Origin of the sequence: uncultured Desulfovibrio sp. (assembly GCF_944327235.1) — a bacterium.
GTDB lineage: Bacteria > Desulfobacterota > Desulfovibrionia > Desulfovibrionales > Desulfovibrionaceae > Desulfovibrio.
In genome coordinates, this window is sequence record NZ_CALVHE010000027.1 from 20,605 (window position 1) to 28,435 (window position 7,831).

Below are 7,831 nucleotides of genomic sequence, written 5' to 3' on the forward strand. Positions count from 1 at the left end.
GAGCGACTTCCGCCGACGGGGCCGAAAGCGCGCGGGATGGGCGCAGGCGGCGGAGGGCCGGCCCCCGTCGCGGGAAAGGGATGCGCCCCGGCGGGAAAGGAGAGGCATCATGCGGGAAACGGCGGCCGGATACGGCATGGCGCTGCTGGCTACCATCATCTGGTCGGGCAACTTCGTGGTGGCGCGGGCCGTGGCGGACATGATACCGCCCTGGCAGTGCAATTTCTGGCGCTGGGTCATCGCCTTTGTCGTATGTCTGCCCTTTGCCTGGCGGCATCTCCGGCAGGACTTCCCCCTCTTGCGGCGGCACTGGCGCTATGTGTCGCTCATGGCGCTGCTGGGCGTGTCGTTCATGAACACCTTTTTCTACAAGGCCGGGCAGACCACGCCCAGTCTGAACATGGCCCTCATCGCGCCGACGGCGCCGGTCATCATCCTGCTGCTTTCCCGCATCATCTACGGGGACCCCATCAGTCCGCGCCGCCTGCTCGGCATGTGCGTGGTCATGGCGGGCATCGTGGTGCTGGTCAGCCGGGGGGACTGGCAACGGCTGGCCTCCCTGAGCTTTGCCGGGGGCGATCTGTGGTCGCTGGGCGGGGCGCTGAGCTTCGGGCTGTATTCGCTCTTCATCCGCTCGCGCCCGGCCGGATTGTCCACGCTGGGATTCAGCGCCGCCACCTTCGGTCTGGGGAGCCTCTTCTGTCTGCCCGCGGTCATCGGGGAGATGTGGCTGCTGCCGCCTGTCGTCTGGAGCGGCGAGGTGCTCACCGGCGTGCTCTATGCCGGTATCGGCTGTTCCTTCGTTTCTTTCAGTCTCTGGACGCGGGCCATTGCCTGCATCGGACCGGTGCGCGCGGGCATCGTCTATTACTCCCTGCCGCTCTATGCGGCACTGGCCGCCTGGCTCGTGCTGGGCGAGGCGGTGATCGCGGCGCAGGTGGTGGGCGGCCTGCTCATCGTGGGCGGTATCGTGACGGCCACCCTGCAGACGCGCAGGACGCCGTCCTGATCTTCTCTGAGGAGGACAACATGACGACATGTGAAAAGGTGGTGCTTGCCACCGGCAATGCCGGCAAGGTCCGGGAACTGGCCGGACCGCTGGCGGCCCTCGGGGTGGAGGTGCTTGGACTGGATAAATTCCCCGACGTGGGGGATATCGTGGAGGACGGCGACAGCTTCGAGGCCAATGCCCTCATCAAGGCGCGGGCCGTGGCCGCCCATACCGGGCTGGTGAGCGTCGCTGACGATTCCGGCCTGGAGGTGGACGCCCTGCGCGGCGCGCCGGGCATCCATTCGGCCCGCTATGCCGATGACTGGGAATTTCTTGCCGGAGAAAGCCGGGATGCCCGCAACATCCGCAAACTGCTGCATGTGTTGCGCGATGTGCCCGAAGCGGAGCGGGCTTGTCGTTTCGTCTGCTGCATGGCCGTGGTCTTCCCGCCGTCGATGGGCGGGCGGGAATGGACCGTGCGCGGGACCTGGGAGGGGCGCCTCCTCACGTCGCCCCGGGGGGAGAACGGCTTCGGCTATGATCCGGTGTTCTGGGACCCTGAACTGGGACGCAGCGCGGCCGAGCTTTCCCGCGAAGAGAAGATGGGGCGCAGCCACCGGGCCAAAGCCCTCAGGGCCATGCTGGACGACTGGCCGGGCAGACCCTAAATATCTGCCGAAGTACGCCGTTAAGTACAGAAAGATATATGCGGCGAGAGCGTCTCTGGAGCCTTGTCCGGGGATGTCGCGCTTGGCGTGAATCTTGCAAACATGTCTTGTCGGGAAAGTCTTTCCTAGAGAACGCGTATCGTCCTTATACGTATATCAAGCGAGGTTGCCATGTCGAGTTCCATTGCTGGCTCCATATATTATTCCGGCTTGAGCGGTTCGGGTACCGACTGGACCCAGACCCTGGAGCAGCTCAAGCAGATCGAATCCATCCAGCTCAACCGCCTTCAGGCGTGGCAGGACGACTGGAACCTGCGCTATCAGGCCTTCGGCAAGATCATCGAGGCCGCGCAGAGCACCAAGAGCCAGATCGCGAGCCTCAAGAACCGCGACAACTTCGTCAGCAAGCTGGTGACCAGCTCCGATGACGGCGTGGTGACGGGGACGGCCAACTCCAATGCCCAGAACATGCAGCACACCATCAATGTGAAGCAGGTGGCCAGCAACTCCGTCTGGGCGAACAAGCACGTCTTTTCTTCCAAGAACGACATCATCAACAAGACCGACAATACGGTGGACTTCAAGTTCACCTATGGCGGCAAGACGGTGTCCATCGCCGTTCCGCCCAACACCACGCTGGACTCCTTCGTGAGCCTGGTGAACAACTCCAAGGACAATCCGGGCATCACCGTCAGCACGGTGAAGACGAGCGGCGGCTATCTTTTCCAGGTGGCCGGCAAGGATACCGGGGAAGAAAACAATCTCGTCATCTATGACTGCGCTCTTGAGGGCATGTCCGCGGCGGGGACGAGTTCCTCCTGGTCCACCAGCAAGAAGGTGGACCTTGGCGAAGTACTCACCGACCCCAGCGACTTCGTCTTTGACCTCGTTTACGACAACGGCACGAAGAAGAGCGTCACCATCAAGGGCAATTCCTCGCTGAATGATCTTGTGAACGCCATCAACTCCCAGACGGGCCGGAATATCGCCAGCCTGGATCCTTCCGGCAATCTGAAGCTGGACGGCGTGCAGTCCTTCAAGCGTCGCGACAGTTCGGAAAAGGCCGACGTGCCCCCCAGCGTCAAGGTTTACGCCGGGACGCAGGACGAGATGTCCAAGCCGCTGGTCGAAGGCGGCACCGGGCAGAACCTGACTTTCGATGTGGTAGTGGACAAGGGGCTCGGCTACAAGAGCACCATTTCCATCACGGTCAAGGACAACGCGACCCGCGAGGAGTTTCTGGCCACGCTGGCTCAGGCCACGGGCAACACGGCCAATATGTCCATGGCGGACGACGGCCGCTGGTACATGGGCCTTTCCGGCGTGGAGAGCATCACGCCTTCCGGGAGCGGCAGTATGCCCAGCGGCATCTCCGTGGAGCAGACGCCCGCCAGCGGCACATCCGTGGACTTCACCACCGGCGCGAGCACGGTCTTCGATACGACCCTGACCTTTACCAAGGACAAGCTGGGCGAAAAGCTGAGCGACGCCAATCCGCCGAAGGAGCTCGTTTACACCTTCACCATGGGCGACGGCACCACCAAGACCGTCACCATCAGCAGCGACAAGACCAATCAGGATCTGCTCAACGAGATACAGTCGCAGCTTGGCGCTGCTGGGGTCTCTGTTTCTCCTGATACGGATGCAGCCGGCAACTCGATCCTCAAGCTGGATAACGTGCGTGGTATGGCCCTGACGCAGGGCTATGTGGACCACCAGGGCTACAGCGCCACGGTCAATGCGGAGATGACCATCAACAACAGCGCCATCGCGCCGGAATCCGCGGGTGCCGGGGGCGGCGAGAACCTGCTGGAAACGCCGCCGGAACTCGAATATACCGTGGTGAAGAATGACGGCTCGGAAGTGAAGTTCAATCTTGCCAGCGGTTCCACCATGCAAAATGTGCTGGATGGACTGAAGGCTCAGGGCTTGGATGCCTCCGTCGTGGACGGCAAGCTGGTCGTCAAGGATATCGTGTCCCTGAAGGGGCCCGGCATCACCGGTCAGATCACGGACTCCGACAACTGGAACATCAAGCAGTCCGCCAACGCCATCTATACCGTGGACAACTGGCCCATGGAGCTGGAGAGCGAGTCCAACTCGATCTCGGACGTCATCGAAGGCGTGACGATCAACATCCAGGGGGAAGGCGAGGCGACCATCAACGTCAATACGGACGTGGACGCCCTGCAGGAGAGCGTACAGGCATTTCTGGATGCCGTGAACAGCCTGCTGGTGACGGTGCAGACCTTCACCAAGTATGATGAGAATGCGGAAACGACGTCCACGGACCCGGAAGACGACAACTACAGCATGTCCCAGCTGACCTCCCAGAAGGGCGGTCTCCTGCAGGGCAACTATGGCGTGCAGCTGTTCAATTCGCGTTTCAAGGCGGCTCTGACCGGCACGCCCGCCGGTTATCAGGGCCGGACCTCGGCGGACGACATCCTGTCCGGCGACCTGCTCGCCAACCTGGCCAACATGGGCATCAAGACCGATACCGATCAGAACAGCGAAACATACGGCCTGCTGGTCATCGCGCCTTCCTCTTCCATCGAGTCGCTCTCGGATCTGGACCAGGAAAACTACAACAAGATGATGTCCGAGAACATGGAAGCCGTGGTGGACTTCTTCTGCGGACCGAGCACGGCGGGGACCTCCACCACCAACGCCTTCCGTTACGCCAGTAGCGTGCAGGGCATCACACAGGCCGGCATCTATGATGTCAGCTATGAAGTGGACGCCGCCGGCAACATCCTTGAGGTCTACATCAACGGCGTCAAGGCCAATAACGACCCCAGCATGGGCAGCAACTACTTTTCCTGCGCTTCGGGCGATGCCCGCGGTCTGTCCATCATCATCGACGACTTGGCGCCCGGCAAGCACGAAGGCCAGGTGCGCATCAAGTACGGTCTGCTGGATACGGTGGACAACTTCCTCAAGGAAGAACTGACATGGCAGGATACCGGTAAGACGGTCGATGACGACTCCCTGGCCGTCAAGTCAAAGAACGGCGCTCTGATGATCTTGCAGGACAACTACAAGACCATCATGGAGAACATCCAGGACAAGATCGACCGGGAAAAGGACCGTATCGCGCTCTGGGAAGAGCGGCAGAAGGCGGCCTTTGCCCGACTGGAGACCCTGCTTGCCCAGTACAACAAGACGCAGACTTCCCTTGAGAGTCAACTCAAGCAGTTGAGCGGCGGTTAGTATTGATTCTTTTTAAGGAACAGAACAGATGAATACTCGCGCTACACAGGCCTACATGCAGACCAATGTCGGCACCGCCGATCAGGGGCGTCTCTTGCTGATGCTCTATGACGGTGCGCTGAAATTCCTGCAGCAGGCCCGCGAAAAGATGCTGGAAAAGGACTATGCCGCCAAGGGCATCCTCATTTCCAAAGTCATCGACATCGTCAACGAGCTCTCCTCCTCGCTCAACATGGAGCGGGGAGGGGACTTGGCGGTCAATCTCAGCAACCTGTATTTTCTGTGCACGGCGCGCTTGCTTGAGGCCAATCTCAAGATGAGCGTCGAGCGGCTGGACAGCGTGTCCCAGATCCTGTCGGGGCTGCGTAGCGCGTATGCCCAGATCATCGACAAGCCCGAGGCCAAGCAGGCGGTGGCCGAGATCTCCGTCCGCATGAAGCCGGCCACGTCCCTGCAGCAGCGCAAGGCCGTGCCGCAGGCCATGCCCGGTTTTTCGGCTACCGGACACATGCCCAGAGCCATGGCCCAGGCTGCCTATGGCCGCAATGCCATGCATCTGGACCCGGCCGGTGAGGCTGCTCCGGCGGCAGCCCCGGCCCCTGCCGAGGCCCAAGCGGCGGAGCCGGTCGCTCCACAGCCCCTTGCGGCCCAGCAGATGGCTCGCCCCATGGCCACTCCCGCCGAAGCGACAGCGGCTCCGGCCGCCGCGCCGACGGAAGCAGCCGATGCGGCGACAAAACCGCGTCTCAGCGGCTTGCCGCCTCGACGCATCCCCAGTGCCTACGCAAAAAAATAGACTTTCGTAAGCGGATCGCCCCTTTCCGGCGCAGCCGGAAGGGGACGCAACAAGATGGCGCGGCCGCCCGCCCCACGGAAGAGTTCCGACCGAAGCAGCCGGTTCGCTGGATCCCAGCGGGCCGGCTGTTTGCCGTGCGTGGAGCGGGGCGTCATGTGATCTTCACCAAGCTGACTGGCGGCTGACGCGTCAGCTCCCTTGCGTCCACGCGCATTTATGGCTAGCGTGCACTTGTCCGCGTCCGTCGTCCCCCTGTTGTCGGAAGGACGGCGAACGTGAGTCTTTCCACAAGGAGATCGTCTATGTCCACGGCGTTTTGCCCTGATTTCAGCAAGGGGCTCGTGCCGGCCATTGCCCAGGACGCGGCAACCGGGGAAGTGCTCATGCTGGCCTACATGAATGAGGAGGCCTGGCAGCGCACGCTGGCCACGGGCGAGGCCCATTATTGGAGCCGCAGTCGTGGTGAGCTCTGGCACAAGGGGGGGACTTCCGGCCATGTGCAGAAGGTACGCTCCATCCGGCTGGACTGCGATAACGACACCATCCTGCTGGCCATCGAGCAGATCGGCGGCGCAGCCTGCCATACGGGGCATCGTTCCTGCTTCTATCGGGAATGGAAGGACGGCGAGGTCGCGGACTGTTCTCCCGTGGTGTTCGATCCTCAAAGCGTCTACGGCCGCTGAAACGTCCGAACGCTCTGCACGTTAACACAAGGGCGTGAAGCGCCCGGAGCTTACGCATGAACGCACAACCCATCATCAAACTGGGCGTCCCCAAGGGGTCGCTGGAAGAAGCCACCATCAATCTCTTTGACCGTGCAGGCTGGAAGATCCGCAAGCACACCCGCAACTACTTCCCCGAGATTAATGACCCGGAGATCAGCGCCTCCCTTTGCCGGGTGCAGGAGATCGGCGGATACGTCGCGGCGGGCATCCTCGATGTGGGCATCGTGGGTCTGGACTGGCTGCATGAGGTGGAACACGACAAGGACGTGCAGATCATTTCCGAACTGGCGTATTCCAAGACCTCCTGCCGCCCCTGCCGCTGGGTGCTCGCCGTGGCCGGGGATTCGCCCTACCAGAAGCCGCAGGATCTGGCGGGCAAGCGCATCGCCACCGAGCTGCGGGGGCTGACGCGCAAGTATTTTGCCGGGCTGGGCATCGACGTGGACATCTTTTATTCCTGGGGCGCCACCGAAGCCAAGGTGGTGGAAGGCCTGGCCGACGGCATCGTGGAAGTGACGGAGACCGGCACGACCATCCGGGCGCACGGTCTGCGCATCATCGACGAGGTCATGAGCTCCTATCCCGTGCTCATCGCCAATCGTGACGCCTGGGCCGACCCGCGCAAGCGGGCCAAGATCGACCAGATCGACCTGCTCCTGCAGGGCGCGCTGCGGGCGGAAAATCTGGTGGCCATCAAGATGAACGCGCCTGCGGATCACCTCGACGCCATCCTCCAGATGCTGCCGTCCCTCAACTCCCCCACGGTGTCCCCGCTCCAGAACGAGAAGTGGCTTTCCGTGGAAACGGTGGTCAATATCGACGTGGTGCGCGACCTGATCCCGCGACTGCGCCAGGCAGGCGCCGAGGGCATCATCGAGTACGCGCTGAACAAGGTCATCTAGGAGCCTGTTAACACTATTAGCTGTTTGTTTGGGGGGAAGGGGAATCCCTCGCTCTGCTGTCGATGCCCGTAAGGCTCCTTTGTCGCCTAACGGGCACGGCCTGCGGCCGCCTTTCGGTCGCGCTCTGCTGTCGATGCCCGTAAGGCTCCTGCGTCGCCTAACGGGCACGGCCCTGCGAGCCGCCTTTCGGTCGCCGCCAGCGCGGGAGGGGGGCCCCTTCCCCCCAAGCCCCCCATCCCTTCCCCAACGCGCTTTTACCAGGGAAGAGTCAGGGATACGAGGCAACATCGCCCCCAAAAGCAAGGGGAAGATGTACAGTTTATCTGTTTTATCTATTAAAATTGTTGTAAAATTTGTGTTAACAGGCTCTAGGAGCCTTATCCGTTTGGGATGTTCTGCGTCCCAAACCATACGGCCTGATACTTCGTGGAAAAACGCGGTTTTTCCGTTTGATCTAGCTGTTGTGTTCCGATAGGTTGTTCACCCTTTCCTCATTCGGTAAGTTGGAAGTTACCAGACAAACCAACAAGCGAGCG

At 61.7% G+C, this 7,831-nt stretch carries 6 protein-coding genes; all 6 read left to right on the plus strand.

Annotation, left to right across the window (positions count from 1 at the left end; all coding sequences use genetic code 11):
* The first annotated feature begins 109 nt into the window (after nt 1-109).
* The 6 genes from Q0K00_RS05800 to hisG all read left to right on the plus strand — a co-directional run bounded on the left by Q0K00_RS05800 (nt 110) and on the right by hisG (nt 7,295).
* Nucleotides 110-1,009, plus strand: a complete 900-nt coding sequence (locus Q0K00_RS05800) for a DMT family transporter (protein ID WP_297228023.1) — start codon at nt 110-112, stop codon at nt 1,007-1,009.
* Between the two features lie 20 nt (nt 1,010-1,029).
* Complete coding sequence (gene rdgB / locus Q0K00_RS05805; protein ID WP_297228024.1) at nt 1,030-1,659, plus strand: RdgB/HAM1 family non-canonical purine NTP pyrophosphatase; 630 nt, start codon at nt 1,030-1,032, stop codon at nt 1,657-1,659.
* A 171-nt stretch (nt 1,660-1,830) separates the two neighbouring features.
* Entirely contained in the window at nt 1,831-4,872 is a 3,042-nt protein-coding gene (fliD, locus tag Q0K00_RS05810; RefSeq protein ID WP_297228025.1) for a flagellar filament capping protein FliD, read from the plus strand.
* Between the two features lie 28 nt (nt 4,873-4,900).
* Nucleotides 4,901-5,668, plus strand: coding sequence for a flagellar export chaperone FliS (gene fliS / locus Q0K00_RS05815; protein WP_297228026.1), 768 nt, complete (start codon nt 4,901-4,903; stop codon nt 5,666-5,668).
* A 302-nt stretch (nt 5,669-5,970) separates the two neighbouring features.
* Nucleotides 5,971-6,351, plus strand: a complete 381-nt coding sequence (hisI, locus tag Q0K00_RS05820) for a phosphoribosyl-AMP cyclohydrolase (protein ID WP_297228027.1) — start codon at nt 5,971-5,973, stop codon at nt 6,349-6,351.
* 56 nt (nt 6,352-6,407) lie between these two features.
* Nucleotides 6,408-7,295: an ATP phosphoribosyltransferase gene (gene hisG / locus Q0K00_RS05825; protein WP_297228028.1), complete on the plus strand. Its 888-nt coding sequence runs from the start codon at nt 6,408-6,410 to the stop codon at nt 7,293-7,295.
* The last annotated feature ends 536 nt before the right edge of the window (nt 7,296-7,831 follow it).

What these genes read in the sequence shown, in the direction of transcription:
- rdgB (WP_297228024.1), top strand. Translation starts at nt 1,030, where the DNA reads ATGACGACATGTGAAAAGGTGGTGCTTGCCACCGGCAATGCCGGCAAG.
- hisI (WP_297228027.1), top strand. Translation starts at nt 5,971, where the DNA reads ATGTCCACGGCGTTTTGCCCTGATTTCAGCAAGGGGCTCGTGCCGGCC.
- fliS (WP_297228026.1), top strand. Translation starts at nt 4,901, where the DNA reads ATGAATACTCGCGCTACACAGGCCTACATGCAGACCAATGTCGGCACC.
- Q0K00_RS05800 (WP_297228023.1), top strand. Translation starts at nt 110, where the DNA reads ATGCGGGAAACGGCGGCCGGATACGGCATGGCGCTGCTGGCTACCATC.
- hisG (WP_297228028.1), top strand. Translation starts at nt 6,408, where the DNA reads ATGAACGCACAACCCATCATCAAACTGGGCGTCCCCAAGGGGTCGCTG.
- fliD (WP_297228025.1), top strand. Translation starts at nt 1,831, where the DNA reads ATGTCGAGTTCCATTGCTGGCTCCATATATTATTCCGGCTTGAGCGGT.